We start from the raw sequence: 23,450 nt of genomic DNA on the forward strand, positions 1-23,450 counted from the left end.
AACGGCAGGAAGACGATGACGAGCAACGACCCGCTTCTCCAACCCTACCAGCTCAAGCATTTGACGCTGAAGAATCGGGTGATGTCGACCAGCCACGAGCCGGCCTACTCGGAGGACGGCATGCCGAAGGAGCGCTATCGGCTCTACCATGCCGAAAAGGCCAAGGGCGGCATGGCGCTGACCATGACCGCCGGCTCGGCCATCGTTTCGCGCGACAGTCCGGCCGCCTTCGGCAATCTGCACGTCTATGACGACCGCATCGTGCCGTGGCTGGCCGAACTCGCTGACGCCTGCCACGAGCATGACTGCAAGGTGATGATCCAGATCACCCATCTCGGCCGCCGTACCGGCTGGAACAAGGCCGACTGGCTGCCGGTGCTCTCGGCCTCGCCTGTGCGCGAGCCGGCGCATCGTGCTTTCCCCAAGACCATAGAGGAGTGGGACATCGAGCGCATCGTCGCCGACTATGCATCGGCCGCCCAGCGCTGCCAGGCAGCCGGTCTCGACGGCATCGAGTTCGAATCCTACGGCCATCTGATGGACGGCTTCTGGTCGCCTGCCACCAATCATCGCGACGACGAGTATGGCGGTTCGCTCGACAACCGGTTGCGCTTCACCAACATGGTGCTCGATGCGGTGCGGGCGGCGGTTGGCGACAAATTCGTCGTCGGCATCCGCATGGTCGCCGACGAGGATTTCGAGAAAGGCCTGTCGAAGGAGGAGGGCGTCGAGATCGCCAGGCGACTGGCCGGCTCCGGCAAGGTCGATTTCCTCAACATCATCCGTGGCTCGATCGAGACCGACGCGGCACTGACCAAGGTCATCCCGGTGACTGGCATGCGGTCTTCGCCGCATCTCGATTTCGCCGGCGAGGTGAGGGCGGCGACGAAATTCCCGACCTTCCACGCTGCGCGCATTTCCGACGTCGCCACCGCGCGCCACGCGATCGCCACCGGCAAGCTCGACATGGTCGGCATGACGCGTGCCCACATCGCCGATCCGCACATCATCAAGAAGGTGATGGAGGGCCGCGAGCACGAGATCCGTCCCTGCGTGGGCGCCACCTATTGTCTCGACCGCATCTACGAGGGCGGCGAGGCGCTGTGCGTCCACAATGCGGCGACCGGCCGCGAGGCGGATATTCCGCACGTGATCGCCAAGACGGAAGGGCCCAAGCGTAAAGTCGTGGTCGTCGGCGCAGGGGCAGGCGGACTGGAGGTGGCGCGGGTCGCGGCCGAGCGCGGCCATGAAGTAACGATCCTGGAAGCATCATCACAAGCGGGTGGGCAGGTCCGTCTGGCGACCCAGAACCCGCGCCGTAAGGAATTGATCGGTATCATCGACTGGCGTCTGGCCGAACTCGACCGGCTCGGCGTCGAGATCCGCTACGACACATGGGCAGAGAAGGACGACGTCCTGGCCCTGGCCCCTGACGTGGTGGTCGTCGCCACCGGCGGACTGCCGCAGAACCCGCCGCTGGCCTCCGGTGACAATCTCGTCACGTCGAGCTGGGACATCATGGCCGGCAGCGTCAAGCCGGCCGAGAATGTTCTTCTCTTTGACGACAATGGCGGCCATCAGGGCATGGGCGCGGCCGAACTGATTGCCAACAGCGGCTCGAAGCTGGAACTGGTTTCACCGGAGCGGTTCTTCGCCCCCGAAATGGGCGGCATGAACCACGTTCCGTACATGCGGGCCTTCCAGGAAAAGGGCGTCACCATCACCATCAACACGCGCCTGCGCTCGGTGCGGCGCGAGGGCAATCAATTGGTCGCTGAACTCGCTTCGGACTTTGCCGATGGCTGGCACGGCGAACGCAGGGTCGACCAGGTTGTGGTCGAACACGGCACGCTGCCGCTCGACGATCTGTATCTGTCGCTGAAGCCGTTGTCGAAGAACACTGGGGCGGTCGACTACGAACGTCTGGTCAATGGAGGCGACGTTTTTCCCCCACGCAACCCCGAAGGGGGCTTCGTGCTGTTGCGCATCGGCGACGCGGTTGCCTCCCGCAACATCCACGCCGCCATCTATGACGGGATCAGGTTCGGGATCAGGATTTGATTACGATCAGGTGGCGCGCAACGGCCTTTGCAAGGAGAGCCACCTGCCGCTCTGGTCCGTTGCGCGCCGCGCATGATCGGCTTTCACCGGCCGTGCGATTCTAAAACAATTTGGCGGTCGCCATGCAAAGTACGGTGATGACCAGCAGTCCGCCGGCGATGCGTTCGCCCCTGGTCATTTTCGCGCGCAGCTCCGTTTGGGTCGCTGCATCGGCGCCAGCGAGCTGCCTGCTGGCGGAGCCCACAAGCGCGCCTTGCACACCGGCGGCGATTAGCGCCGTCAAAATGCCGAGCGCCAGTACCTTCTCCATCGAGCCGAAAGCACCCTCATGAAAGAAATACCAGAGCAGCAATCCGGTCAGAAAAGCCAAACCGGCCGCGCCCATTTGCGGCCGGAAGAACCGCTCTGCTCGGATGTCCGGATCGCGGGCAACCGCGATGGTCGTGCCAGCCCAGAATACGCCGGCCATGACGTGCAGGCCGATGACGACGATATAAACATATTGCATGACTGCATTCCTCTCATTCGCCCGCCGCCTGCGCGCCGCAACCATGCCGCGATGCCATCAATAAGACAAAGTTAGATATCTAACGGTTAGATGTCAATCATGAAGCGGAGTTTCACGTTCCCACTGCTTGCTCTACTGTCAGATCATGACACCGTTTGAACGCCCGCCGGTTGGTATGAACCTTGGCCGTACCGCCAAGCTTGTCGCACAGGCTTTCGACGCCGCCTTGGTTGAAGCAGGCGGCACATTGCCGGTCTGGCTCACGCTGCTGTCGGTCAAGTCGAGCGAGCTCGCCAATCAACGCGAACTTGCCGGCATGATCGGCATCCAGGGTGCGACGCTGACCCATCATCTCAATGCGATGGAGGCGCAGGGCCTGCTGACGCGGCAGCGCGATCCCCTCAACCGCCGGGTTCATCTGGTCCGGTTGACGGAGGCGGGAGAAGCGCTGTTCGAAACGTTGCGGCAAGCAGCACTTGTCTTCGACAAGCGGCTTCGCACAGGACTACCCGACGAACGTCTCGCGGAGTTTGCGCGGGTGCTGGCCGTATTGCGGGAGAATGTGGAGAGCTAGGAGTGCCGACCTGATGGCTTAGTTATCATAGCTCGGGATTGTTCCAAACGCATAGTGGCGCAGTTTCAGTGCGGTGATCAGCTTGGTCAGTTGCGTCTTGCCGTCAAAGCCGTCCTGGAACATCTGGTCATGCATCAAAAGGATCAGCTTGCCGGGCTTGGCAAAGTGGCCGTAGCCGAACAAATGATCGATCTCGCTGACCAGATGATCGACGCTCTGGACCGGCTCGCCGCTGTCCTTGTGCACCCACTCGTGGTCCCATCCATAGAGATAAAAGCCGGACGCTGCGACGAACTCATAGTCGGGGTCTTCGCGCCCGGCTTGCGCTTGCCCAAGCGAATTGTCGTTCTTCGACATCGAAGGCAGCCGGAACACGTCGCGCCCCGGCAGGCGGGCGTGCACCGCGGACTTCAGGCCCAGAACGGCATTGGCCATGAGCATGTCGGCAACCACGCCTTCCGTATCGCCATAGAAATGCCGGTAGTGATTGTAGGCGTGACTGTAGCTGTGGTTGCCGATCGTCACCAGCGGCATCGCCTTGGCGCGCCGCACCAACGTCTTGTTGGACGCACTGGCCTCGGCATGCATGCCGACCATGAACAGCGTTGCCGGAACCTGCGCCGCCTCCAAGACGTCGAGGATGTTGCTTGTGCCGTTCAGAGGACCGTCGTCGAAGGTGAGGTAGATGGTGCGATCCGCGCCATGGGCCGGCAACGCCGACATCAACATGGCTGCCAGGGCAAGCCGAAAGAATGTCATGGGCCACTACCCGTTTGCGATCAGGACAGGCCGCCATTTCATCGGCTGGTTGTCAAGCCAGGCCCGGCTCCGCCTACGCCAGGCTTCCCTGCAATACCGTCAGCCTGGCCTTCTTCGGCATGCGGGCGGTCAGCCATTCCAGCGCCTTGTCATGCGGCATCGGGAAGGCGATGGAATAGCCTTGCACCTGGTCGCAGCCGATCGCCATCAGCGAGTCGAGCTCCGCCTCGGTTTCGGCGCCCTCGGCGACGATGGAGATGCCCAAACCCCGTGCAAGTTCGGTGATGGCGCGCACGATCTTGGAGTTGTCGCCATTTTCGTGGATGTTCTGGACGAAGCGGCGGTCGATCTTGAGCCGGTCGATCTCGTTGGGATTGACGTGGCTGAGCGACGCATAGCCGGTGCCGAAATCGTCGAGTTCCAGATGGACGCCGGCCGCCCGGATGTGCCGCAGCTTGGCCGCGATGCCTGTCTTCTCGTCGTCGAGGATGACGGATTCGACGATTTCCAGCGACAGTTTCTGCGGCGGCAGCCCGGCTCTCTCCAGCGTGTCGAACAGAAACGCATCGAAATCGTGCTCACGCAACTCGGTGCCCGAGACGTTGACGGCAAGCCGGCCGAAGGCAATGCCGGCACGGTTCCATTCGGCGGCTTCGTTGATCGCCTTGCTGATCACGATGCGGCCGATCTCCGGCATGAAGCCGCATTTCTCCGCGACCGGGATGAATTCGCCCGGCGAGATCATGCCGCGCTCGGGATGGTTCCAGCGCACGAGGGCCTCTATGCCGCTGATGGTGCCGTCGGTTAGCGAAACCTGTGGCTGGAAATAGACTTGGAACGCTTTTTCGGAAATGGCGACCTTGATGTCGTGTTCGAGCTGCTTGCGGTAGTCGAGTTCCCTTCGCAGTTCCTCGGAGAAGAACGAGAAGTTGCCGCCACCCATCTTCTTGGCGGAATAAAGCGCCAGATCGGCGTGGACCAGCAGGTCTTGCGCATTGTCGGCGTCGATTGGATAGACGGCGATGCCGCCGCTGGCGCCCGGAAGAATGGTGGTGCCCTGGAACACGATCGGCTCGTTGATGTGCACCAGTATGCGCCGTGCCAGCATGTTGATGTCCTCGGTGCTGCCGGCTCCGTTGAGGATCATCACGAATTCGTCGCCACCAAGCCGCGCGCACAGATCCGACGCCCGGCAGGAATCGCGCATGCGCTGTGCCGTCACCACCAGGACATAGTCACCGGCGGCGTGGCCCAGCGTATCGTTGATCTGCTTGAAGCGGTCGAGGTCGAGCTGGACCACGGCCAGGCGCTCGCGCCGGCGATGCGCGCCTTTGATCAGCGTCTCGAAATGGTCGGTCAGGAAGGTGCGGTTGTGCAGGCCCGTCAGGCCGTCATGCACCGCGATGAAGGCCATCGAATTGCGAGCGTCGACCAATTCACGCGTTTTGCGCAGGATCGCGTTGGACATCGGCCTGAAGATGAACAGCGCCACCAGCAGGATGACGCCGAGGGTGGCATAGAACAGCGTGCGGTGGAGAGTGAGCAACTTTTCGGAGCGCTCGTCGGCGTCGGCACTGATGCGCTGGCCGAGCGCGGCATAGCCCGACAGCGTGGCATTGGCGACAGAGGCATCGAGGTTGACGCGTTCGGCGCCGCCCTTGTAGCCGCCATTGTCGCCAAGGTTGAGCTGCGATTCCAGTGCAGAGATCAGACGATCGCCGTTGGCGATCAGGCCAACCGAGAAATAGTCGAGATGGAAGGGTTTGGCGAAAAGCACGCTCTCGATCGACTTCGGATCGAGCTTGGCAGGCGATTGCGGATCCGCGCCTGTCTGCTTGAGCAGCAGATCGTAGTTCGTCTCGAACTCCGCCGTGGCCTGCTTCAGCGCGCTGACCAGCGCCGGCTGCTTGTCGCGCGAGGCGACGCCTGTCGCGCTGGCAAGGAAGACGATGCGCTGCGACAATGTCTTCTGCGTGCCGACGATGTCGAGCAAGGTGTTGTTGTGCTGCTGCGTGGCCATCGTCTGCTGCAGCAAAACGAAGGAGGCTGCCACCATGGCGGCAATGATCAGCAGCGCCAGCCAGTAGCCAGCCTTGATCAGCAGTATGAGCTTGCCTGAAACGGTTTGCACCGGCTGCTGAGACATGTTCGGGGGCGGCCCTCTCGCCAACGGATTTCTGTATGAGCACCATTGAACTGCAAACGTTAACAGGACCGGAAGTCGACGGCTGGCCGGCAAGGGGGAGGCGCGGAAAGATCGCGAAATGGTTATCGGGTTCTTTCGCGGCCGGCCCGCATTTGAGCATTCGTCAATCCATGCGTGCCGGATGGTCGCTTGGGCAATGTCCATCGCGTCCCCCTGATGCTGCCCGGCCACCTGATCCGGTCGCTTTTGCGATGGATTTTTTGCGCGGGCCGGACGACAGTCTGCCCACGTCAAACGAGGCCTGATCATGACCGCAGCATTTCTCTCCCATATCGACAGTGAGCTTGCAGGGCTGAAATCCGTCGGCCTCTACAAGTCCGAGCGGGTGATTTCCTCGATGCAGTCGGCCGAAATCGAGGTGGGCGGCGAGAAAGTGCTGAATTTCTGCGCCAACAACTATCTCGGCCTCGCCGACAGCGCGGACCTGCGCGCTGCGGCCACGCAGGCGCTCGACCGCTACGGCTACGGCATGGCGTCGGTGCGCTTCATCTGCGGCACGCAGGAGGAGCACAAGCAGCTCGAGGCGACGATTTCATCCTTTCTCGGCCTGGACGACACGATCCTTTATGGCTCTTGCTTCGATGCCAATGGCGGCCTGTTCGAGACGCTGCTGGGCGAGGAGGACGCGATCATTTCCGACGCGCTCAACCACGCCTCGATCATCGATGGTGTCCGGCTGTCGAAGGCCAAACGCTTCCGCTACGCCAACAACGACATGGCCGATCTGGAAGCGCGATTGAAGGAAGCGAAGGATTGCCGCTTCCGGCTGATCGCCACCGATGGGGTGTTTTCCATGGACGGCATCATCGCCAATTTGAAGGGCGTCTGCGATCTCGCCGAAAAGTACGATGCCATGGTCATGGTCGATGACAGCCATGCGGTCGGCTTCGTTGGCAGGAATGGCCGTGGCTCGGCCGAGCATTGCGGCGTCGAGGGCAGGGTGGACATCATCACCGGTACGCTCGGCAAGGCGCTTGGCGGCGCTTCCGGTGGGTATACCTCGGGCAAGAGGCAGGTGGTCGACTGGCTGCGCCAGCGCTCGCGGCCCTATCTCTTTTCCAATACGCTGATGCCGGCGATCGCCGGCGCCTCGATCAAGGTGTTCGAGCTGATCCGCAATGGCGATGCCTTGCGCGAGCGCCTATATGCCAATGCGGCGCGGTTCAGGTCCGAGATGGGCAAGCTTGGCTTTACTTTGGCCGGGGCTGATCATCCGATCATACCGGTGATGCTGGGCGATGCGACGCTGGCGCAGGAGATGGCCGCGCGCATGCTGAAGCGCGGCATCTATGTCATCGGCTTCTCTTTCCCGGTGGTGCCGAAAGGCCAGGCACGCATCCGCACCCAGATGTCGGCGGCCCATTCCAGCGCCGACATCGACCGCGCGGTGGAGGCCTTCGGTGCCGTCGGCAAGGAATTGGGCGTGATTTCCTGAGCGTCGAAAAGCGATTCCGGATCAAGAGATTCAAGGGACAAAAGAATGTCGAACATGATGAAGGCGCTGGTGAAGGCCAAGGCCGAGCCGGGCATCTGGATGGAAGAGGTGCCGGTGCCGGAGATCGGCCCCAACGATGTGCTGATCAAGGTCAAGAAGACCGCGATCTGCGGCACCGACGTCCACATCTACAATTGGGACCAGTGGGCGCAGAAGACGGTGCCGGTGCCGATGGTGACCGGCCATGAATTCGTCGGCACCGTCGCCGATTTCGGCGCGGCGGTCACCGAATACAAGGTCGGCCAGCGCGTCTCGGGTGAAGGCCACATCGTCTGCGGCCATTGCCGCAACTGCCGCGCTGGGCGAGGGCATCTGTGCCGCAACACGCTCGGCGTCGGCGTCAACCGTCCGGGTGCTTTTGGCGAATATCTGGCCATTCCGCAGCACAATGTCGTGCCGATCCCCGACGACGTGCCGGACGAGATCGCGGCCATCTTCGATCCCCTTGGCAATGCCGTCCACACCGCATTGTCCTTCGACCTGGTAGGCGAGGATGTGCTGGTCACCGGCGCGGGGCCGATCGGCATCATGGGGGCGTTGGTGGCGCAGTGCGTCGGCGCACGCAAGGTCGTCATCACCGACATCAACCCGGTGCGGCTGGCGCTGGCGAAGAAGCTCGGCGTCCAGCACGTCGTCGACGCCTCGAAGGAAAAACTGCGCGACGTCATGCCGGCGCTCGGCATGACCGAGGGGTTCGACGTCGGGCTGGAAATGTCGGGCGCCGCGCCCGCCTTCCGCGACATGATCGACACCATGAACAATGGCGGCAAGATCGCCATCCTCGGCATCGCGCCGACCGGCTTCGAGATCGACTGGAACAAGGTCATCTTCAAGATGCTGCATCTGAAGGGCATCTATGGACGCGAGATGTTCGAGACCTGGTACAAGATGATCGCGCTGGTGCAAGGCCCGCTCGATGTGACCGGGCTGATCACGCATCGCATCGGTATCGATGATTTCCAGTCGGGTTTCGACGCGATGCGCAGCGGCAGTTCGGGCAAGGTGGTGATGGATTGGTAAGCGGCCGCCTACCCATCTTGCAAATGCTGAATGAGTTTGTGACCTTCATATCAAGCTTGGCATCCCAACTCTTGATCATGAGATTGCGGGCGATATGGGCCAATTCGTAAGATGCGGTCCGAAGGTCGTCGAAAGGCAGGGCAGGGATTTCAGCCTGCTTCGTCGGCGGTATGATCTCCCCCAACTTTACCATGCAATTCTCGACACGAACATCTTCGACCAAACTCAACGGACCCCAGTAGAGAGTCCAGAAGCGTGAACGAGCGTTCTTCCAGACAGCCGGATCTGTGGTATTCGCTAGGGTTGAAACGGTTTCACTGGCTTCAAACAACAGCCTGGTCTGCTCTTTAAGGAACGGCTCGCGATTTGCCTGGGCCTGTTTGTCAGAATATTGCCAGATACCGAGCAAAACGGTCGCGATGCTGATCGCCCAAGGGACAAATGTCTTCCAATCAAGGTGGTCCATCACGACCTCTCCAAGCGGAAGAAATACCTCGACTTTATGACCGTATAGCGAAAATGAAAATGGTCTTGCCCGCTATTTCAGAATTGCGCTTCGAGTTTCGCGATAGCTGCGAGAATTAGGGAGCGGTCCGATAAATCGAGCCGCGCTAGCAACTGTGACTCGAACGCCTTCGCCAACGGCACCATTTCGCGATATGCGGCAAGGCCCGCTTTGGTCAGCGTCAGATGCTCGACGCGCCGGTCGCTCTCATCCGGCGCGCGGGTCAGCCAGCGCCGCCGTTCGAGTTCCGCGACGGCACGCGAGACTTTGGTCTTGTGCATGGCTGATTGCTCGCCAAGCGCCGTCGCGGTCATCGTGCCGCGTTGTCCCAAGCCCGATAGCGTGCGCCATTCCGGTCGGGTCAGCCCGAGGCGGTCGCTGTAGATTTTCGAGAATTCCCGGCTGACCGCATCGGCAAGCCGGTAGAGCCGGTAAGGCAGGAAACTTTCCAGCTCCAGGATCTCGGGATCGGTCGCTTTGCTCGTCATGTTTCAGCGCTCGCATATGTCTCGCGTCGCCATTGATAGTTACATTTTCGATGGTTACAAATGAAACCAGTTTGGTCAATCCGGGAGGAAGCGATGGCCTTTTCCTATATGCCGGGCTTCGGCAACGATTTTGAGACCGAGACATTGCCCGGTTCGCTGCCGCAGGGGCGAAACTCGCCGCAGCGGCCGGCCTACGGCCTCTATGCCGAGCAGCTTTCCGGCTCGCCCTTCACCGCGCCGCGCGGCACCAATGAGCGTTCCTGGCTCTATCGCATCCGGCCAAGTGTCAAGCACACCGGCCGCTTCAAGGCAGCCGGCTACCCGCTGTGGAAGACTGCCCCCAATGTCGGCGACCACGAACTGGCGCTTGGCCAGTACCGCTGGAATCCGGTGCCGATGCCGAAGGAGCCGACCGATTTCATCCAGGGCATGCGCAGCATCACCACGGCCGGTGACGTGCTCGGGCAGACCGGCATGGCCGCCCATGTCTATGTCGCCAATCGCTCGATGGTCGATGATCATTTCTTCAATGCCGACGGCGAATTGCTGGTCGTCCCGCAGGTGGGCAGCTTGCGGCTGGTCACCGAGATGGGCGTCATCGAGCTTCGACCCGGCGAGATCGCCGTGCTGCCACGTGGCCTCGTCTTCAAGGTCGAACTGGCCGACACCGAAGTGCGCGGCTATGTATGCGAGAATTACGGCGCCAAGCTGACACTGCCTGATCGCGGCCCCATCGGTGCCAATTGCCTGGCCAACCCACGCGACTTCAAGACGCCCTGCGCCTGGTTCGAGGAGAAGGAGACGCCGTGCCGGCTGATCGTGAAATGGTGCGGCAATTTCCATGTCACCGAGATCGGCCATTCGCCGCTCGACGTGGTGGCTTGGCACGGCAACTACGCCCCCTACAAATATGATCTGGCGACGTTTTCGCCGGTCGGCGCGCTGCTGTTCGACCATCCCGATCCATCGATCTTCACCGTGCTGACCGCGCCGAGCGGCGAGGAGGGCACGGCCAATATCGATTTCGTCATCTTCCCGCCGCGCTGGCTGGTGGCGGAAGATACGTTTCGGCCGCCCTGGTATCACCGCAACATCATGAGCGAGTTCATGGGTCTGATCCACGGCCAGTACGATGCCAAGGAGGAAGGCTTCGTTCCCGGCGGCATAAGCCTGCACAATCTGATGCTGGCCCACGGCCCGGATGCGCCTGGCTTCGAAAAGGCCTCGCGCGCGGACCTGAGACCGGTCAAGCTCGACAACACCATGGCCTTCATGTTCGAGACCCGCTATCCGCAGATGCTGACCCGATACGGTGCCGAACTGGAAACCCGGCAGGACAATTATATCGACTGCTGGGCCGACCTGAAGAAGCGCTTCAACGGCACGCCCGAGGGCGACTGGTCTTGAGCGGTAATTCAATGCCGGATCGGCTGGTGCTGTTGGGCTCCAAAGGCGGCCCTGCGCTACGGCCGGGCGGGCCGTGGCCGAGTTCGTCGCTGCTCGAGATCGGCGGGCGGGCCATCGTCGTCGATTGCGGGCTCGGCGTCACGCGCGGCCTTGTCGATGCCGGTGTCAGCCTGAAGGCGCTCGACCTGATCTTCATCACGCATCTGCATTCCGACCATGTGCTGGAACTGGGTCCGCTGATCCACACCGCCTGGACGGCCGGATTGGCGACGCCGGTCAGCCTGTTCGGCCCGCCCGGCACCGGCCATTACTGGCGGCGCTTTTGTCAGGCGATGGAATTCGACATCGAAATCCGCATCGTCGACGAGGGCCGGCCTGATATTCGCGAGCTGGTTTCTGTCGAAGAATTCGGCGAAGGCCATGTGGTCGAGCAGCGCGGCCTGAAGGTGACGGCGCTGCGCGTCGACCATCCGCCGGTGACCGACTGCTTTGCGCTGCGCTTCGAGCATGGCGGCAAGAGCGTGGTGTTTTCGGCCGATACAGCCTTCTTCCCACCGCTCGCCGATTTCGCCGAAGGCTCTGATATCCTCGTCCACGAAGCCATGCTGGAGGAGGGGATCGAGCGGCTGGTTGCCAGGACCGGCAATGGCGCGCGGCTCAGGGAACACCTGCTCGCCAGCCACAGCTTTGCCGAAGAGGCAGGCCGCATCGCCAGCGATGGCGGCGTGAAGAGACTGGTGCTCAACCACCTCATTCCGGCCGACGACCCCCAGATTGGCGAGACCGATTGGACTGCTGCCGTCAGGAAAACATGGGCCGGCGACTTGACGATCGCTCGCGACGGCCTTGTTGTGGAGCTAGCATGATCCCGAAAAGTGGAAACCGGTTTTCGGAAAAAGATCATGCGTAAGAAAAGCCAAAGCGGCGCCAAGGCCGCCTCAGGAGAGGGAACCGCATGAAGCTTGCCACACTGAAGGATGGGACGCGCGATGGAAAACTCGTTGTCGTTTCGCGCGACCTGACACAGTACACAGACGCCTCGTTCTTGGCGCGCACGCTGCAGGCGGCACTCGACGACTGGCGCAGGATCTCGCCGCATCTCGCGACAATCGCCGAATCGCTGGAGAACAGTGCGATGCCGGCGGCTCGCTTCCACGAGCACGACGCGCATTCGCCGCTGCCACGCGCCTATCAATGGGCCGACGGCTCCGCCTATGTGAACCATGTCGAACTGGTGCGCAAAGCGCGCGGCGTCGAGATGCCGGCAAGCTTCTGGACCGATCCGCTGATCTATCAGGGCGGCTCGGACTCCTTTGTTGCGCCGCGCGATCCGATCCGCATGGCCGACGAAGCCTTCGGCATCGACATGGAGGCCGAAATTGCCGTCATCGTCGACGATGTGCCGATGGGCGCCAGCCTCGATGAAGCGCGCGCCGCGATCCGGCTGGTCATGCTGGTCAACGATGTCACGCTGCGCGCGCTGACCGGCCCGGAACTCGCCAAGGGTTTTGGCTTCTTCCAGTCGAAACCGTCCTCGGCCTTTTCGCCGGTCGCGGTGACGCCGGACGAACTGGGCGACGCCTGGGATGGCGGCAAGGTCAGCCTGCCGCTGCTCGCCGACATCAACGGCAAGCCGTTCGGCCGCGCCAATGCCGGTGTCGACATGACCTTTGACTTCCCGGCACTGATCGCTCACGCCGCCCGCACAAGGCCGCTGGTATCAGGCACCATCATCGGCTCGGGTACGGTGTCCAACAAGCTCGACGGCGGCCCGGGCAAGCCTGTGTCGGCCGGCGGCGCAGGCTATTCCTGCATCGCCGAACTGCGCATGATCGAGACCCTCGCGAGCGGCGAACCAAAGACGCCGTTCCTGCGCTTCGGCGACACGGTACGCATCGAGATGAAGGACAAGGCCGGGCATTCGATCTTCGGTGCCATCGAGCAGAAGGTCGAGAACTACGCGAGATAGAGGCTAGGACAGATTTTCAGCGATGAATCTTCTGGATCATCTGCGCCGCATGGCGGGCAACAATCTCTGGTCGAACGACCGGCTCTATCGCGCAGTGCTTGCTCTGAAGCCCGGCGAGTTCGAGGCTGAGCGCACCAGCTTTTTCCCGTCGGTCAAGGCCACGCTCAACCATGTGCTTGCGGTCGATTATCTCTATCTGGACTTTCTCGAAGAGGGCGGCGTCGGTGCCGCTGCCCATGATGACTTCGTGCCTTTCGACGAACCACAGGAGCTTTTTGCCGCGCAGGTCGCGGCCGACCGGCGGCTGATTGCCTTCTGCGATGGCTTGTCGGAGAGCGATCTAGATCGCCGCGTCATCACCGACCGGCGCGAGGACGGCATGATCCCGGAAAAGATCGGCAATATCCTGGCGCACGTCTTCCTGCACGACATCCACCATCGCGGCCAGGTCCACGCCATGCTGTCCGACACCTCCGTCGCGCCGCCGCAACTCGACGAGTTCCTGCTCGATTATGATGTCAGGGTTAGGCGGGACGAGGTTGAGAGGCTTCGGTTGTGAGACCAGGTCCTTCGCTAGTCATGTCACAGCCACATCATAATGGGCGAAATGCGGGTCGGATGTGAGGATGGTCAGATTTTCCACTTGCGCCTGCGCAATCAGCAGTCTGTCGAACGGATCACCATGGTGGCGAGGTAGGCCACCAACGGCGTTCGCGTGCTGTAAGGTTACGGTGAGCGGCTGAAATCGCATCCTTGGAAGCAGCGCCGGCAGATCGTCCGGCGCGTTGAGCTTTCCGATCGAACGTTTGATGGCAATTTCCCAAACGCTCGCCGCGCTCACGAACACCACCGCTTCCGAAGCCAGGATCGTGCGGTGGTGCTCGCTGAGACGTCGATCGTCCGAAATTGACCAGAGGATGATATGGGTGTCGGCGAGGAACGGGCCGACCGTCATTTTACGTACTCGTCCCATTCAGGACCGAGTTCGTCAAAATCATCCGCAATCCAGATCTTGCCCTTCAAAGCGCCGATACGCGGCAGAGGTTCGGCCACCGCCGGAGGTACAATGCGCGCCGCCACCTTGCCGTGGCGCGTAAGAACGATCTCCTCACCTGCTTCCGCGCGGCTGACAAGTTCCGACAGTTTGGCCTTGGCTTCGGCGATGGAAACATTCATGTGCTCGATCCTTTATGACTAGAATTTAGGTCATAATCGACCGAGCGGCAAGTGTTCCTGTGTTAGACCGGCCTATTCCGCCGCCTGTACCTTGATCACGCCGCGCTTGATTTGATCCTGCTCGATCGACTCGAACAAAGCGCGGAAATTGCCCTCGCCAAAGCCTTCGTCGCCCTTGCGCTGGATGAACTCGAAGAAGATGGGCCCGATCACGGTCTTGGAAAAGATCTGCAGCAGGATCTTGGTCATGCCGCCATCGACCACGCCTTCGCCGTCGATCAGGATACCGTGCTTCTTCATCCGCTCGATCGGCTCGTCATGGCCGTTCACGCGGTCATACGACATGTCGTAATAGGTCTCGGGCGGGCCGGGCATGAATTTCAGCCCGTTCTCGGCGAGCTTGTCGGTGGCGGCGTAGATCTCGTCCGTGCCAACCGCGATGTGCTGGATGCCTTCGCCATTGTACTTCTTCAGGTATTCGGCGATCTGGCTGGTCTCGTCCTTGGATTCGTTGAGCGGGATGCGGATCTTGCCGCAAGGCGAGGTGATGGCGCGGCTGACCAGGCCGGTGATCTTGCCGTCGATGTCGAAGAAATGGATCTGCTTGAAGCCGAACAGATTGCGATAAAAGTCCCACCACTTGTCCATCTGGCCGCGATAGACATTGTGGGTCAGGTGGTCGAGGAAATAGAAGCCGACGCCTTGCGGCCGCGGGTCGCGCGCGCCGAGCCATTCGAACTCGGCGTCGTAGGCCGAGCCTTTCTTGCCGTAGCTGTCGATGAAATAAAGCAGCGAGCCGCCGATGCCGACAATGGCAGGCACGTCGAGCGCCTTGTCGTCGCCTTCATAAGGCGTGGCGCCCATGGAGACGGCATGCTCGAAAGCATGTTTGGCATCGACCACCCGCCAGGCCATCGAGGCAGCACAAGGGCCATGCTTGTCGGCGAACTTCATCGCGTGCGAGCCGGGCTCGGCATTGACGACATAGTTGATGTCGCCCTGCCGCCAGACGGTGATGTCCTTGGTGCGATGCCTGGCCACCGCCACATAGCCCATGCGAGTGAAGAGCTCGGCCAGCTTCTGCGGCTCGGGATGCGCGAATTCGACGAACTCGAACCCATCGGTGCCGGCAGGGTTGTCCCTGCTGATCGTGGCGGGCGGGGCGTCGTGCGGGAAGGGACCCATGACATTCCTCCGAAAATCTCGTTTGGCCTGAAAGGGCCATTTGAAACCATGATAGCGTGGAGCCTGTGCATGGTGCTTGCATTCAAACGCTTGAAATGATGATGTCATGCGGGAAGCATGCATGATTAGAGAAAAAACCATGGATGAGACGCGCATCGATCAGTTTGACCGCAAGATAATGGCTCTTTTGCAGGGCGATGCCCGGCTCACCAATAACGACCTTTCCGAAAGGGTGAACCTGTCGGCGTCGCAATGCTCGCGCCGTCGCCAGCGGCTGGAGGAAGACGGCTATATCAAGGGTTATCGGGCCGTGCTCGACCGCGACAAGCTCGGTTTCTCGCTGGTCAATGTCATCTCGGTGACCTTGGCCACCCACAACCGCGACAATGCACGGCGCTTCGGCGAACTGGTGGCGCGGCTGCCCGAGGTGCAGGAGGCGCACGCGCTGACCGGCGAGATGGATTACATCCTGAAGGTGGTGACGCCCGATCTGAAGTCGCTATCTGAGTTCGTCAACGGCGTGCTCCTGCCGCACGAATCCGTCCAGCATGTGAAGACCGCGATCGTTCTCGAGACGCTGAAGGAAACCGGCGCGCTGCCGATTTGATTGTAGATACAGGAGGCGACATGGAAAGAAAGTCAACGCGATACTACATATTGTTGTCTCTATCGATACCTGCCGTTCTATTGGTAACGATCTTCATTGCTGTCTACCTTGTACCAAAATCTATCTACCTTGTGCCGCCAATTGTTGTAATGATCGGATACATAAAGCCAGTTGGCGCGAGAATTTCCTTCAGAAATGCGCTGTTGTCTTTGGTATATCTTATAATAGGAAACCTCCTTGCATACCTAGTTGCCGAGGGCAATGATGCCGCAAGAGGAACGTTCATCAGTGTGTCTCTGGCGTTGCTCTACCTTGGATGCATCAAAGATAGAGGTGCAAGGAGCTGAATCGGCCAGCCGCATTGGAGTTGCTCTGGCTCGTCAATTCTTCGACTGTTGGATCAGCCCATACAGATTCGTGCAGCGCGCACCCGAGCGGCAATAGGCAAACACCGGGCCTTCGAGCGCGTCCAGCGCCTCGGCCTGGTCCTCGACATTCCCGGCTGTGATCTGGCCGCTGATCACGGGGATGTAACGGAAGGCGAGGCCGGCGGCTTCGACCGCCGAGCCGATGCTCTTGGCCGAAGGCTGGCCGGGCTGTTCGTCATCCGGCCGGTTGCAGATGACGCTCTTGAAGCCGGCTTCCTTGATGGCGGCGACGTCTTCGGGCTGGATCTGGCCCGAGACCGAATAGTCTTCGCTGATTTCGCGGTATTCCATGACGATGTCCTCGCAATCTGATTTGGCAGGAGTTTTGCCACTCCCTGACGTGGCCGGCAACCAATTCCTATGCCGTGGCCGGCTGAGCGATGCGCGCCCGGGCAAAACGCGCCACGACGATGCCTGCGATCACCGAAGCGACGAAGATCGGCGTCTGTGAATAGCCGAGGCCCAGCGCCGGAATGGCGCCGCCCGGACAGAAGCCGGCAATGCCCCATCCGATACCGAACACGGCGGCGCCGCCAACCAATTCCAGATCGATAACGCGCTTCGTCGGCAGCGCAAACTCGGTTTCGAACACCGGGGCCTTGTACCGGCCGAACACCAGTCGGTAACCGATAAAGGCGACAGCCAAGCCGCCGCCCATGACGAAGATCAGGCTGGGGTCCCAGGTGCCAGCAATGTCGAAGAAATTCAGCACCTTGGCCGGATTTATCATACCGGAAACAGCGATGCCGAGGCCGAAAATCCCGCCGATCAGGAATGCCGAAACGAGCCTGTTCATGGTTAGCCCCCGACGACGTGGCGGATGATGAAGACGGTGATTAATGCGGTGACCATGAAGGTCGCGACGGCGGCCATCGAGCGTGGCGACAGGCGCGCAATGCCGCAAATGCCATGCCCGCTCGGACAGCCACCGCCGAAATGCACGCCGATGCCGACCACGAAGCCACCGACAACGAGGGACAGCGTTGGCAGCGGCACGCTGAAGGCAATATGTCCGCCAACAGTCCGATAGAGGAGCGGCGCCACGACTGCGCCAATGAGAAACGCGGCTCGCCAGCCCCAATCCGGGGCAAGCGGCGGAATGACCCCTGTTAGGATACCGGTCATCCCGGCAATCCGTCCATGCAACGCCATCAGGAGCACCGCCGACAGGCCGATGAGGGCACCGCCGAGCAGCGACTGGAAGGGCGTGAAATCTGTCATGGCAGTGCCGGCCTCAATCTGCGCTTCATGCGCGTCCCGCGCGGATCGACATCATAGCGCAGATGGACGTTGCCAGCGAAGATTCTGACTCGGATTGCCCAGAGGGGAATGAAAAAAGGCGGAGACTGGCTCCGCCTTTCGAGAACGCTCTTCTCAGCTGCCGAGAATGGCGCCTTTGATCTGGCGGATGTTGTTGTGCATCATGTCGATGTAGGTCGAGCCGGGGCCATCGGGCTGCGACAGCGCATCCGAATAGAGCGTGCCGCCCACCTTGATGCCGGTCTCGCTGGCAATCTGTTCGATCAGGCGCGGATTGGTGATGTTCTCGACGAAGATCGCCGACGCCTTGTCCTGCTTCACCTGCTCGACCAGTTTGGCGACATCGGCGGCCGACGGCTCGGAATCGGTCGAGATGCCTTGCGGGGCAAGGAAGGTCAGGCCGTATTCATGCTCGAAATAGCCGAAGGCGTCATGCGAGGTGATGACGACGCGCTTTGCCTCGGGGATCGACTGGATCGCCGCCTTCACTTCGCCTTCCAGCGCATCGAGCTTCTTGGTGTAGGCGGCGGCGTTGGTCTGGTAGGAGACGCAGCCGTCGCTGTCGGCCGCGCAGAAGGCTTCGGCGATGTTCTTCACATAGATCCTGGCATTGGCGATCGACTGGAAGGCGTGCGGATCGGTGACGGTCTTGCCGCCGCCGGTGCCGGCACCCTCCGCCGCGTCGGCGTCGGCGAACTCAGGCTTGAAGTCGATCGGCGTCACGCCCTTGGTCAAGGTGATGATCGAAGCCTTGGTGGCGCTGGCATCGACCAGCCGCTGCAGGAAACCTTCGAAATGCAGGCCGTTGACCAGAACGATGTCGGCCTTGGCCATTGCCACCGCGTCGGCGGGGCTCGGCTCATAGACATGGGCATCGCCGTCCGGCCCGACAATGGTGGTGATGTCGACGCGGTCGCCGCCGACATTTTTGGCGAAATCCGCTATGACCGTGAAGCTGGCGACCACTTTCAGCGGCTCGGCGAAGGCCGATGAAGCTCCAAAGGCTGTTAATGTTATAACGCTCATCGCCAGGGCGGCGCAGAGTGATTTCAGCATGGTTGGGTCTCCTTTTGGGGCGGGGGATCAGGCCGTTCTGTGACGGTGATGGACGATGCGGGCGCGCAGAATGCCGCGCGTGCCAAACAGGATAGAGGCGAAATAGACGACGCCGGCCGACAGGATGATGGCCGGGCCTGACGGCAACGACGCATGATAGGACAGGAGCAGCCCGGCAATGCAGGAGGCAAAGCCGATCAGCACGGCCAGCACGCACATCGGCTCGACGCGCGTCGTCCAGAAGCGCGCGGCTGCCGCCGGCAGCATCATCAATCCGACCGATAGAAGCGTGCCGAGCGCCTGGAAGCCGCCGACGAGATTGAGGACGACGAGACCGAGGAAGATGAAATGCACCGGGCTGCCCATGCGGCTGACCGAACGCAGGAACAGCGGGTCCAGGCATTCCGCCACCAGCGCCCGCCAGAAGATGGCAAGGCTGACCAGCGTCACCGCGACGATGCCGCCGATCAGGGTCAAAGCCTCGTCGTTGAGCGCCAGCACCGTGCCGAACAAAACATGCATGAGGTCGACGCTGGAGCCGCGGATCGAAACCATCAGCACGCCGATGGCGAGCGAAATCAGGTAGAAGGCCGCCATCGAGGCGTCCTCACGCTGAATGGTGAAGCGCGAGACGGCGCCGGCGCCGAGCGCCACGATGATGCCGGCGATCAGGCCGCCAATGGTCATCGGCAGGATTTCGAGGCCGTAGAACAGGAAACCGGCGGCCGCCCCCGGCAGGATGGCGTGCGCCATGGCGTCGCCCGACAGGCTCATGCGCCGCAGCATCAGGAAGACGCCGATCGGGCAGGCGCCGAGCGACAGCATCAGCGAGCCGAAAAGCGCCCGCTGCATGAAACCGAAATCGGCGAATGGCGCGATGAAAAGGCCGTAGAGCGCGTCCATCAGGCAGCCCTCGGTCCGGCGCCATGGTGATGGTCGTGATCGTGGCCGTCATGATGATGATCATGATCATGAGCGTGCTCGTCAGGCTCGCACCAGGGCGCGTTCTCTTCCCAGGCTTCGTGGAAGCGGCGCGCGCGCAACAGGTTCTCCGGCTTCAGCGTCTCCCGGGTCTCGCCCCAGGCTACCGGCTGGCGGGCAAGCAGCAGTGTTTCGGGAAAATTCTGGCGCACAAGATCCAGATCATGGACCACCACCATGATGGTGCGCTCTTCGCCGTGCCAGCGCTTGATCAGGGCAATGAGGTCACCGACCGTCTTGGCGTCGACCGCATTGAAGGGCTCGTCGAGCAGGATCAGGTCGGCATCCTGCAACAGCACGCGGGCAAACAGCGTGCGCTGCAACTGGCCGCCCGACAGCGTGTCGATTGGCCGCTTCTCGAAGCCGCCGAGGCCGACGGCCATCAAAGCCTGGCTGACGGCCTCGCGATCTTCCTGGGTGTAGCGGCCAAGCATGCCGCGCTTCGGCCACAGGCCGAGCGAGACCAGGTCGACGACGCGGGCGGGAAAGGAGCGATCAAGCTCCGATTGCTGCGGCAGGTAGGCCGCCCGCACGCCCGGCGCGCGGATAACCTCGCCGGCCATCGGCTTCAACACCCCAACGATACCTTTCATCAGCGTCGACTTGCCGGAACCATTGGCGCCGACCACGGCCGTCAGCGAACCCTTGCGGATCGCGCCATTGAGATGGTGGATCGCCGGGTGGCTGTTGTAGCCCAGCGTCAGGTCACGGAATGTCAGGCAGGTCTGGGTCATATCGTTCCGTTGGCCAAACGCGGCTGCAGGCAGGCGGCTTGGATATGTGATGTTATTACATTAGTCAACAAGCCAATCCGGCGGAATTGCGACGCGGTGGTCAACTCGCCGTGTACGCGCCTGGCCCTGGATGGAGCGATTGGCTCAAACGGTTTCGGTTCAGGCGGCCTTGCTCGAAGCGGACGGCGACTCTAGAGAGGCGCGACCACAACGGAAGGAACCTCGCAATGAGCATTCGTCGCATCGATGTTGGCCCGCGCATGAGCCAGATCGTCATCCACGGCAACACAGTCTATCTGGCCGGCCAGGTCGGCGAACCCGGCGGCAACGTCGCCTCGCAGACCCGCGACATCCTTGCGACCATCGATGGGTTGTTGGCCAAGGCCGGCACCGACAAGACCAAGATCGTCCAGGCGATCATCTGGCTGGCCGACATGGGCACCTTCGCCGAGATGAATTCCGAATGGGACAAGTGGGTACCGCAGGGCCACACGCCCGCCCGCGCCACCGGCGAGGCAAAGCTTGCCGGCCCCGAATATCTGGTCGAGATCATTATTACGGCTGCGATTTAAGCCGCGCCGCCCGAACTGCCAATCTCCCCCCTTAAGGGGGGAGATGCCCGGCAGGGCAGAGGGAGGCGCTGTCCCTCCAGCCCACCGATGTTCGTCATCCTCGGGCTTGACCCGAGGATCCATGCCGTGACCTTTGTCGAGGAACGCGGCGGTGCAGAATTCTGTAAACATTGCAAAGCTTTAGCGTCACGGCATGGATCCTAGGGTCTGCGCGCGTCACTTCGCTCCTTGCTTCGCCCTAGGATGACGAAAGCGAGGGCGCACTCACCCCTGCGACGGCGTGAACCTTGCCACCAGCGTATGGCTTTCCGCTGGATAGATGAAGCGCACATGGGTAACCGGGTGCTCGGCGCTCCAGGTGCGACGTTCGACCACCAGGCACGGCGCGCCGGTATCGATGTCGAGTGAATCGGCGATCGTATCGTCGGCGGCCATGGCGCGGATGCGGTGCTCGGCTTCGCTCCACGGCACGCGGCCGATCAGCCACGGCCCCGCCGCGATTTCGAGGAACGCCTCGTCCGCTGCCTCGGCCACCGCTGACAGGTTGATCAGCCGCTGCTCGAGAGCGAAAGGCCGTTCGCCGGCAAAATGCAGCCCTTCAAGCCCCAGGACCGAGCCGGCGGCCGAGAGCCCAAGCAGCGCCCTGTCTCCGGCATTGCTGCGCCGCTGCACGCGTTCCAGCCGCTCGTAGCGGTAGGGCAGGCCGAGCGCCTCGACCTCGATCCTGATATCGTGCAGTTCCAGCACGGCTGCCTGCGATTGTGGCTGGCTGACAAAACTGCCCGACCGGCGACGGCGCTCGATGAGACCTGCCTTGGCTAACTGCGACAGAGCCTTGTTCACGGTCATGCGCGAGCATTTGTATTCGGCGGTCAGCTCATGTTCGAACGGGATGCGGTGGCCGGGCGCCCAGGTGCCGGACAGGATTTTTTCCCGGATATCGGAAAGGATGCGCTGATGCAGCGACACGGTCTCGCTGTCGTCGATCTCCGTCGGTTCGGCCATGGTCATCTAGGTCATCCCTCGGAAAGCGCCGTCATCACGCTGCCAAACCGTTCGGCGAAGGCCTCGCGCCTGGCATGCCTGCCGCCGCTGACCTGTTTCTTGCCATGCACCCAGACGCAATCGACCTTGCTGCCATTGGCGAAAATCCAGGCGTCGAGGATCGCATCGCCCGTCTTGCCCGCCAGCGAGGGATTGCGGGCGTCGAGCGAGACGAGATCGGCTGATGAACCAGGCGCGATTTGCGATGCGCCGGCGCCAAGCGCGACGCTGCCGCCTTCGATCGCTGCATCGAACAGCGCGCGGCCCGTCGAGCCACCGGCTACCGCAAGCACATTGCGGGCGCGGTGCGCGAGGCGCTGCGAATATTCGAGCTGGCGCAATTCGTCGGGCAGGCCGATCAGCACGTTGGAATCGGAACCGACGCCGAAGCGGCCGCCATGCTCCCTGAACAACGGCGCGGCAAAGGTGCCGTCGCCGAGATTGGCCTCCGTGATCGGGCAAAGGCCGGCAATGGCGCCGCTTTTGGCCATGCCGATGGTTTCGGCGTCCGTCATATGGGTGGCGTGGATCAGGCACCAGCGCTTATCGACATCGGCAGCCCCAAGCAGAAATTCGACCGGGCGCGCGCCGGACCAGGCAAGACAATCGTCTACTTCTTTCACCTGCTCGGCGACGTGGATGTGGATCGGACCGTCCGGCGTGATCGCTGCAATCGCCGTGAGTTCCTCCGGCGTCGCGGCGCGCAGACTGTGCGGGGCGACGCCGACAATTGCTTGATTCAAAGTGCGAACAGATTCGCGGCTCTTCTCAACAAGCCGGGCGAACCTGTCCACATCGTTGATGAATCGGCGCTGGCCCTCATTCGGAGCTGCGCCACCGAAAGTGGAATGAGCGTAAAACACCGGCAGCAGCGTCAGGCCGATACCCGTTTCGCCGGCCGCGGCAGCGATGCGTTCGGCCATCTCGGCAGGGTTGGCGTAAGGTTTTCCGTCGCGGTCATGATGGAGATAGTGAAACTCGCCAACACGGGAAAAGCCGGCCTCCAGCATTTCGACATAGAGCTGCGCCGCAACCGCCTCGACCTGGTCTGGAGTCATCGAGAGCGCGAAGCGGTACATCACCTCGCGCCAGCTCCAGAAACTGTCGGCGGAGGGGCCGCGCAACTCGGCAAGCCCGGCCATGCCGCGCTGGAACGCGTGGCTGTGCAGATTGGGCATGCCCGGCAGGAGAATGGCATGGCGCTCGTCACCTGCCGACGCGGTGCCCCCCGGCTCCACGGCGGTAATGCGCCCGTTGGCGAAAGTGATCCGCACATTGTCGTTCCAGCCATTGGGGAGAAGCGCCTGTTCCGCAAAGATATAGGTCACTTTTCTCTCCACTTCCCGGTCTCGCATGCGATGATGGCACTTGCAGTGCGTTTCAATATGTATATACATAATCGCCACCGATTGAAA

General features: G+C 61.8%; 28 protein-coding genes. 12 read left to right on the top strand and 16 right to left on the bottom strand.

What is annotated here, in order from left to right; genetic code table 11:
- The first annotated feature begins 15 nt into the window (after nt 1-15).
- Nucleotides 16-2,061, top strand: a complete 2,046-nt coding sequence (locus tag EN804_RS13875; protein WP_135919809.1) for an NADH:flavin oxidoreductase — start codon at nt 16-18, stop codon at nt 2,059-2,061.
- A 100-nt stretch (nt 2,062-2,161) separates the two neighbouring features.
- Here the strand turns inward: EN804_RS13875 and EN804_RS13880 are convergent, their stop codons facing one another.
- Nucleotides 2,162-2,569, bottom strand: coding sequence for a hypothetical protein (locus EN804_RS13880; protein ID WP_127280021.1), 408 nt, complete (start codon nt 2,567-2,569; stop codon nt 2,162-2,164).
- 175 nt (nt 2,570-2,744) lie between these two features.
- Here EN804_RS13880 and EN804_RS13885 point away from each other — a divergent pair, with 175 nt between their 5' ends.
- Nucleotides 2,745-3,143: a MarR family winged helix-turn-helix transcriptional regulator gene (locus tag EN804_RS13885; protein WP_246693428.1), complete on the top strand. Its 399-nt coding sequence runs from the start codon at nt 2,745-2,747 to the stop codon at nt 3,141-3,143.
- Between the two features lie 18 nt (nt 3,144-3,161).
- On the opposite strand, the gene EN804_RS13890 is transcribed toward EN804_RS13885, so the two are convergent.
- Nucleotides 3,162-3,902, bottom strand: a complete 741-nt coding sequence (locus EN804_RS13890) for a polysaccharide deacetylase family protein (RefSeq protein ID WP_127869681.1) — start codon at nt 3,900-3,902, stop codon at nt 3,162-3,164.
- Nucleotides 3,903-3,975: 73 nt separating this feature from the next.
- Entirely contained in the window at nt 3,976-6,048 is a 2,073-nt protein-coding gene (locus EN804_RS13895) for an EAL domain-containing protein (protein ID WP_127869680.1), read from the bottom strand.
- A 35-nt stretch (nt 6,049-6,083) separates the two neighbouring features.
- Here EN804_RS13895 and EN804_RS13900 point away from each other — a divergent pair, with 35 nt between their 5' ends.
- The 3 genes from EN804_RS13900 to tdh are packed head-to-tail and all read left to right on the top strand — an operon-like array spanning nt 6,084 to nt 8,623.
- On the top strand, nt 6,084-6,353 hold the full coding sequence (locus EN804_RS13900) for a hypothetical protein (protein ID WP_127280017.1): 270 nt from the start codon (nt 6,084-6,086) through the stop codon (nt 6,351-6,353).
- 2 nt (nt 6,354-6,355) lie between these two features.
- Nucleotides 6,356-7,543 carry a glycine C-acetyltransferase gene (locus EN804_RS13905; protein WP_135919811.1) on the top strand — a complete coding sequence of 396 codons (1,188 nt, stop codon included), beginning with the start codon at nt 6,356-6,358 and terminating at the stop codon, nt 7,541-7,543.
- A 45-nt stretch (nt 7,544-7,588) separates the two neighbouring features.
- Nucleotides 7,589-8,623, top strand: a complete 1,035-nt coding sequence (gene tdh / locus EN804_RS13910) for an L-threonine 3-dehydrogenase (RefSeq protein ID WP_127869678.1) — start codon at nt 7,589-7,591, stop codon at nt 8,621-8,623.
- Here the strand turns inward: tdh and EN804_RS13915 are convergent.
- On the bottom strand, nt 8,535-9,089 hold the full coding sequence (locus EN804_RS13915; protein WP_135919813.1) for a hypothetical protein: 555 nt from the start codon (nt 9,087-9,089) through the stop codon (nt 8,535-8,537). The genes tdh and EN804_RS13915 overlap by 89 nt on opposite strands.
- Before the next feature lie 77 nt (nt 9,090-9,166).
- On the bottom strand, nt 9,167-9,616 hold the full coding sequence (locus EN804_RS13920; protein WP_127869676.1) for a MarR family transcriptional regulator: 450 nt from the start codon (nt 9,614-9,616) through the stop codon (nt 9,167-9,169).
- Nucleotides 9,617-9,709: 93 nt separating this feature from the next.
- Here EN804_RS13920 and hmgA point away from each other — a divergent pair, with 93 nt between their 5' ends.
- The 4 genes from hmgA to EN804_RS13940 all read left to right on the top strand — a co-directional run bounded on the left by hmgA (nt 9,710) and on the right by EN804_RS13940 (nt 13,551).
- Nucleotides 9,710-11,023, top strand: a complete 1,314-nt coding sequence (gene hmgA, locus EN804_RS13925; RefSeq protein WP_135863939.1) for a homogentisate 1,2-dioxygenase — start codon at nt 9,710-9,712, stop codon at nt 11,021-11,023.
- An 11-nt stretch (nt 11,024-11,034) separates the two neighbouring features.
- The gene (locus EN804_RS13930; protein ID WP_189343644.1) at nt 11,035-11,889 is read left to right on the top strand and encodes an MBL fold metallo-hydrolase; all 855 of its coding nucleotides are present in this window, start codon (nt 11,035-11,037) and stop codon (nt 11,887-11,889) included.
- An 89-nt stretch (nt 11,890-11,978) separates the two neighbouring features.
- Nucleotides 11,979-12,992 carry a fumarylacetoacetate hydrolase family protein gene (locus EN804_RS13935; protein WP_135883621.1) on the top strand — a complete coding sequence of 338 codons (1,014 nt, stop codon included), beginning with the start codon at nt 11,979-11,981 and terminating at the stop codon, nt 12,990-12,992.
- 22 nt (nt 12,993-13,014) lie between these two features.
- A complete protein-coding gene (locus EN804_RS13940) occupies nt 13,015-13,551 on the top strand; it encodes a DinB family protein (RefSeq protein ID WP_135919815.1) in 537 nt (178 codons plus the stop codon).
- Between the two features lie 18 nt (nt 13,552-13,569).
- On the opposite strand, the gene EN804_RS13945 is transcribed toward EN804_RS13940, so the two are convergent.
- The 3 genes from EN804_RS13945 to hppD form a co-directional block, all read right to left on the bottom strand.
- Nucleotides 13,570-13,947: a type II toxin-antitoxin system VapC family toxin gene (locus EN804_RS13945; RefSeq protein ID WP_135919818.1), complete on the bottom strand. Its 378-nt coding sequence runs from the start codon at nt 13,945-13,947 to the stop codon at nt 13,570-13,572.
- Nucleotides 13,944-14,168, bottom strand: coding sequence for a type II toxin-antitoxin system prevent-host-death family antitoxin (locus EN804_RS13950; RefSeq protein WP_023780515.1), 225 nt, complete (start codon nt 14,166-14,168; stop codon nt 13,944-13,946). The genes EN804_RS13945 and EN804_RS13950 overlap by 4 nt, the downstream gene beginning before the upstream one ends.
- A gap of 72 nt (nt 14,169-14,240) precedes the next feature.
- Nucleotides 14,241-15,353 carry a 4-hydroxyphenylpyruvate dioxygenase gene (hppD, locus tag EN804_RS13955; RefSeq protein ID WP_135919820.1) on the bottom strand — a complete coding sequence of 371 codons (1,113 nt, stop codon included), beginning with the start codon at nt 15,351-15,353 and terminating at the stop codon, nt 14,241-14,243.
- Nucleotides 15,354-15,492: 139 nt separating this feature from the next.
- On the opposite strand from hppD, the gene EN804_RS13960 reads away from it, so the two are divergent.
- Together EN804_RS13960 and EN804_RS13965 are read left to right on the top strand one after the other, a co-directional pair.
- Nucleotides 15,493-15,960, top strand: coding sequence for an Lrp/AsnC family transcriptional regulator (locus EN804_RS13960; protein WP_032933331.1), 468 nt, complete (start codon nt 15,493-15,495; stop codon nt 15,958-15,960).
- A gap of 20 nt (nt 15,961-15,980) precedes the next feature.
- The gene (locus EN804_RS13965; RefSeq protein WP_135883624.1) at nt 15,981-16,307 is read left to right on the top strand and encodes a hypothetical protein; all 327 of its coding nucleotides are present in this window, start codon (nt 15,981-15,983) and stop codon (nt 16,305-16,307) included.
- Between the two features lie 33 nt (nt 16,308-16,340).
- On the opposite strand, the gene EN804_RS13970 is transcribed toward EN804_RS13965, so the two are convergent.
- The 6 genes from EN804_RS13970 to aztA form a co-directional block, all read right to left on the bottom strand.
- On the bottom strand, nt 16,341-16,679 hold the full coding sequence (locus EN804_RS13970; protein WP_135919823.1) for a TIGR01244 family sulfur transferase: 339 nt from the start codon (nt 16,677-16,679) through the stop codon (nt 16,341-16,343).
- 67 nt (nt 16,680-16,746) lie between these two features.
- Nucleotides 16,747-17,184, bottom strand: a complete 438-nt coding sequence (locus EN804_RS13975) for a DUF6691 family protein (RefSeq protein WP_127279827.1) — start codon at nt 17,182-17,184, stop codon at nt 16,747-16,749.
- Between the two features lie 2 nt (nt 17,185-17,186).
- Nucleotides 17,187-17,609, bottom strand: coding sequence for a YeeE/YedE family protein (locus EN804_RS13980; protein ID WP_127279828.1), 423 nt, complete (start codon nt 17,607-17,609; stop codon nt 17,187-17,189).
- A gap of 153 nt (nt 17,610-17,762) precedes the next feature.
- Nucleotides 17,763-18,704: a zinc ABC transporter substrate-binding protein AztC gene (gene aztC, locus EN804_RS13985; protein ID WP_135919825.1), complete on the bottom strand. Its 942-nt coding sequence runs from the start codon at nt 18,702-18,704 to the stop codon at nt 17,763-17,765.
- A 27-nt stretch (nt 18,705-18,731) separates the two neighbouring features.
- The gene (aztB, locus tag EN804_RS13990; RefSeq protein WP_135919828.1) at nt 18,732-19,607 is read right to left on the bottom strand and encodes a zinc ABC transporter permease AztB; all 876 of its coding nucleotides are present in this window, start codon (nt 19,605-19,607) and stop codon (nt 18,732-18,734) included.
- A complete protein-coding gene (gene aztA / locus EN804_RS13995) occupies nt 19,607-20,419 on the bottom strand; it encodes a zinc ABC transporter ATP-binding protein AztA (RefSeq protein WP_127869669.1) in 813 nt (270 codons plus the stop codon). The genes aztB and aztA overlap by 1 nt, the downstream gene beginning before the upstream one ends.
- A 227-nt stretch (nt 20,420-20,646) precedes the next feature.
- On the opposite strand from aztA, the gene EN804_RS14000 reads away from it, so the two are divergent.
- Nucleotides 20,647-20,991 carry a RidA family protein gene (locus EN804_RS14000; RefSeq protein WP_127281273.1) on the top strand — a complete coding sequence of 115 codons (345 nt, stop codon included), beginning with the start codon at nt 20,647-20,649 and terminating at the stop codon, nt 20,989-20,991.
- A gap of 264 nt (nt 20,992-21,255) precedes the next feature.
- On the opposite strand, the gene hutC is transcribed toward EN804_RS14000, so the two are convergent.
- Both hutC and EN804_RS14010 read right to left on the bottom strand, forming a co-directional pair.
- Nucleotides 21,256-22,002: a histidine utilization repressor gene (gene hutC, locus EN804_RS14005; protein WP_189524515.1), complete on the bottom strand. Its 747-nt coding sequence runs from the start codon at nt 22,000-22,002 to the stop codon at nt 21,256-21,258.
- 5 nt (nt 22,003-22,007) lie between these two features.
- Nucleotides 22,008-23,363: a formimidoylglutamate deiminase gene (locus tag EN804_RS14010; RefSeq protein ID WP_135919830.1), complete on the bottom strand. Its 1,356-nt coding sequence runs from the start codon at nt 23,361-23,363 to the stop codon at nt 22,008-22,010.
- Nucleotides 23,364-23,450 lie beyond the last annotated feature (87 nt).

Source organism: Mesorhizobium sp. M8A.F.Ca.ET.161.01.1.1 (genome assembly GCF_004792105.1).
In the GTDB taxonomy this organism is placed as follows: domain Bacteria; phylum Pseudomonadota; class Alphaproteobacteria; order Rhizobiales; family Rhizobiaceae; genus Mesorhizobium.

Bases quoted from the DNA above. Each gene is read 5' to 3' on its own strand.
- EN804_RS13875 (WP_135919809.1), top strand. From the start codon at position 16: ATGACGAGCAACGACCCGCTTCTCCAACCCTACCAGCTCAAGCATTTG.
- EN804_RS13880 (WP_127280021.1), bottom strand. From the start codon at position 2,569: ATGCAATATGTTTATATCGTCGTCATCGGCCTGCACGTCATGGCCGGC.
- EN804_RS13885 (WP_246693428.1), top strand. From the start codon at position 2,745: ATGAACCTTGGCCGTACCGCCAAGCTTGTCGCACAGGCTTTCGACGCC.
- EN804_RS13890 (WP_127869681.1), bottom strand. From the start codon at position 3,902: ATGACATTCTTTCGGCTTGCCCTGGCAGCCATGTTGATGTCGGCGTTG.
- EN804_RS13895 (WP_127869680.1), bottom strand. From the start codon at position 6,048: ATGTCTCAGCAGCCGGTGCAAACCGTTTCAGGCAAGCTCATACTGCTG.
- EN804_RS13900 (WP_127280017.1), top strand. From the start codon at position 6,084: ATGAGCACCATTGAACTGCAAACGTTAACAGGACCGGAAGTCGACGGC.
- EN804_RS13905 (WP_135919811.1), top strand. From the start codon at position 6,356: ATGACCGCAGCATTTCTCTCCCATATCGACAGTGAGCTTGCAGGGCTG.
- tdh (WP_127869678.1), top strand. From the start codon at position 7,589: ATGTCGAACATGATGAAGGCGCTGGTGAAGGCCAAGGCCGAGCCGGGC.
- EN804_RS13915 (WP_135919813.1), bottom strand. From the start codon at position 9,089: ATGGACCACCTTGATTGGAAGACATTTGTCCCTTGGGCGATCAGCATC.
- EN804_RS13920 (WP_127869676.1), bottom strand. From the start codon at position 9,616: ATGACGAGCAAAGCGACCGATCCCGAGATCCTGGAGCTGGAAAGTTTC.
- hmgA (WP_135863939.1), top strand. From the start codon at position 9,710: ATGGCCTTTTCCTATATGCCGGGCTTCGGCAACGATTTTGAGACCGAG.
- EN804_RS13930 (WP_189343644.1), top strand. From the start codon at position 11,035: ATGCCGGATCGGCTGGTGCTGTTGGGCTCCAAAGGCGGCCCTGCGCTA.
- EN804_RS13935 (WP_135883621.1), top strand. From the start codon at position 11,979: ATGAAGCTTGCCACACTGAAGGATGGGACGCGCGATGGAAAACTCGTT.
- EN804_RS13940 (WP_135919815.1), top strand. From the start codon at position 13,015: ATGAATCTTCTGGATCATCTGCGCCGCATGGCGGGCAACAATCTCTGG.
- EN804_RS13945 (WP_135919818.1), bottom strand. From the start codon at position 13,947: ATGACGGTCGGCCCGTTCCTCGCCGACACCCATATCATCCTCTGGTCA.
- EN804_RS13950 (WP_023780515.1), bottom strand. From the start codon at position 14,168: ATGAATGTTTCCATCGCCGAAGCCAAGGCCAAACTGTCGGAACTTGTC.
- hppD (WP_135919820.1), bottom strand. From the start codon at position 15,353: ATGGGTCCCTTCCCGCACGACGCCCCGCCCGCCACGATCAGCAGGGAC.
- EN804_RS13960 (WP_032933331.1), top strand. From the start codon at position 15,493: ATGGATGAGACGCGCATCGATCAGTTTGACCGCAAGATAATGGCTCTT.
- EN804_RS13965 (WP_135883624.1), top strand. From the start codon at position 15,981: ATGGAAAGAAAGTCAACGCGATACTACATATTGTTGTCTCTATCGATA.
- EN804_RS13970 (WP_135919823.1), bottom strand. From the start codon at position 16,679: ATGGAATACCGCGAAATCAGCGAAGACTATTCGGTCTCGGGCCAGATC.
- EN804_RS13975 (WP_127279827.1), bottom strand. From the start codon at position 17,184: ATGAACAGGCTCGTTTCGGCATTCCTGATCGGCGGGATTTTCGGCCTC.
- EN804_RS13980 (WP_127279828.1), bottom strand. From the start codon at position 17,609: ATGACAGATTTCACGCCCTTCCAGTCGCTGCTCGGCGGTGCCCTCATC.
- aztC (WP_135919825.1), bottom strand. From the start codon at position 18,704: ATGCTGAAATCACTCTGCGCCGCCCTGGCGATGAGCGTTATAACATTA.
- aztB (WP_135919828.1), bottom strand. From the start codon at position 19,607: ATGGACGCGCTCTACGGCCTTTTCATCGCGCCATTCGCCGATTTCGGT.
- aztA (WP_127869669.1), bottom strand. From the start codon at position 20,419: ATGACCCAGACCTGCCTGACATTCCGTGACCTGACGCTGGGCTACAAC.
- EN804_RS14000 (WP_127281273.1), top strand. From the start codon at position 20,647: ATGAGCATTCGTCGCATCGATGTTGGCCCGCGCATGAGCCAGATCGTC.
- hutC (WP_189524515.1), bottom strand. From the start codon at position 22,002: ATGACCATGGCCGAACCGACGGAGATCGACGACAGCGAGACCGTGTCG.